Consider the following 2,139-nt stretch of genomic DNA (forward strand, 5'->3'; position numbering starts at 1 on the left):
AACATAAGGCCGGAGGCATAAGCGCCTTCGAGCAAGAGCAGCAAGCCATCGGCAAGCACATCGGGCCGACGCGCGCCCATGGCCGTGGTCATTTCCACCAGTCGCGTACGCAACTTGCGCTTATGCGTCTGAGCGACCTTCCGTGCGGGATGATCCGAGTGCGGATATTCCACCGCCGCGTTGGTCAGGCCGCAACCGCGATAATCGCGCTTGGTCGCGCGAGTGGATAGCCCGCGCATATAACCGAGCAGCTGCGCCCGTGTATCGCCGGGATGCACCTGCGCTTCGCCGTCGAAACGCTCCCAGAACGCCGCTTCGTAGTCGCGCAAGTATTCGGCAGCCAATTCGTCCTTGGAGGCATAGCTCCGGTAAAGGCTCGGCTTGGTGACCCCGGCCCGGGTGACGATCTCGTCGACGCCCACCGCGCGGATGCCCTCGCGATAGAAGAGCTCATGCGCCGTACGGCGGATGCGCTCGGCGGCGCGAAGCTTGGGTTCGGCGGATTTCGAGGGAGGCGATTTGTCGGTCATGCGATCTACCGGGCGTTGACGATGTTACCGATCGGTACGTATGATGCGGCCATTACTCCGTACCGATCGGTAACATGACTATAATCCGTCGTCGCCCCTGGGGCCAGCGCTACGCTTTTGTCGTCGCTGGCGTGATCTTCCTGGCCCTGCTGGCGGCGGCGGGCGTACGTGCCGCGCCGGGGGTATTGATCCTGCCGCTGGGCCATGCCTTTGGCTGGAGCCGCGACAGCATCTCGCTGGCAGCGGCGGTAGGCATCTTTCTTTATGGGCTAATGGGACCGTTCGCGGCGGCACTCATGCAGGCCGTGGGAATCCGGCGTACCTTGATCGCGGCGCTGACGCTGATGGCCGTATCCATCGCCATGAGTAACTGGATGACGCAGCCTTGGCAGCTGGTGCTCACATGGGGCGTGTTTTCAGGTATCGGCTCAGGTTGTGTAGCCATCGTCCTGGGCGCAACCGTGGTCAATCGCTGGTTCGTCAAGCATCGCGGACTGATGCTCGGTCTGCTGACGGCCAGTACGGCGACCGGCACGCTTGCCTTCCTGCCGGCGCTGGCAGCGATTGCCGAACACGGTGGCTGGCGCCCGGTGGTATGGACGGTATCGGTGGCATGTGCCGCCCTGATACCCCTGGTGGCGTGGTTGCTGCCGGAGCGTCCATCGGATGCGGGGCTCGTGCCCTACGGTGCCGATCCCGGACATTCAGTCCAGGATCCGCCGCGGCGCAACCTGCTGACGACCGCGCTGGGCACGCTGTCCAAGGCCTCGCGCAATCGCACGTTCTGGCTGCTTTTCGGCACATTCTTCATTTGCGGATTGACCACCAATGGGCTGATCGGCACGCATTTCATCGCGATGTGCGGCGACCACGGCATCCCCGAAGTACGTGCCGCCGGGTTGCTGGCGATGATGGGTTTCTGCGATCTGATCGGCACCACGCTTTCAGGCTGGCTGACCGATCGTTTCGATCCGCGCAAATTGTTGTTCGTGTACTACGGCCTGCGCGGTGCCTCGCTGATATGGCTGCCGTATTCGGATTTCTCGTTGCATAGCCTGGCACTGTTCGGCGTGTTCTACGGCCTGGATTGGATCGCCACGGTACCGCCGACGCTCAAGCTCGCCGCCGAAGTATTTGGCGATCGCGATGCGCCGGTGGTTTTCGGATGGGTCGCGGCGGGACATCAGGCCGGGGCGGCTACTGCCGCCTTCCTGGCTGGGTTTCTGCGCGTGCAGACGGGCAACTATCTGGAATCGTTCGTGATTGCAGGTGGCTTGGGCGTGGTGGCTGCGTTCCTGGCGATCGCTGTGCGGCGCCGGCCGCAATTCCTTGCGCAGCCGGCCTGACGACACGCTTTGCAGGCGGCGCCGCTTGTGTTATCACTTACCCCCATGACTCGCCCCTCCGCCGCTTTGTATTTCTGGTTTTACGGCTATCCGAAGCCAAAGGCGGCGGCGTGGGAGCGCATCTTCAAGTAAAGACCGAAAAGCATCCCAGACCAAACCGCCAGCATCCACTGGCGGTTTTTTGTTGGCCGCCTCTGGAACCCTACCCAAGGACGTTTCCATGAGCAGCCACACCGACGATTTACGTATCCGCAGTATCCAGC

At 62.7% G+C, this 2,139-nt stretch carries 2 protein-coding genes; one reads left to right on the top strand and one right to left on the bottom strand.

The genetic code is table 11. From position 1 onward, the window contains the following. On the bottom strand, window positions 1–530 hold a 530-nt coding region (locus VIM98_RS06700; protein WP_331992326.1), incomplete at its 3' end, for a helix-turn-helix domain-containing protein. A 74-nt stretch (window positions 531–604) separates the two neighbouring features. On the opposite strand from VIM98_RS06700, the gene VIM98_RS06705 reads away from it, so the two are divergent. Next, window positions 605–1,876 (top strand): MFS transporter, encoded by a 1,272-nt coding sequence (locus VIM98_RS06705; RefSeq protein ID WP_331992327.1) that lies wholly within the window; start codon window positions 605–607, stop codon window positions 1,874–1,876. Window positions 1,877–2,139 lie beyond the last annotated feature (263 nt).

Origin of the sequence: Dyella sp. (genome assembly GCF_036568765.1) — a bacterium.
GTDB lineage: Bacteria > Pseudomonadota > Gammaproteobacteria > Xanthomonadales > Rhodanobacteraceae > GSA-30.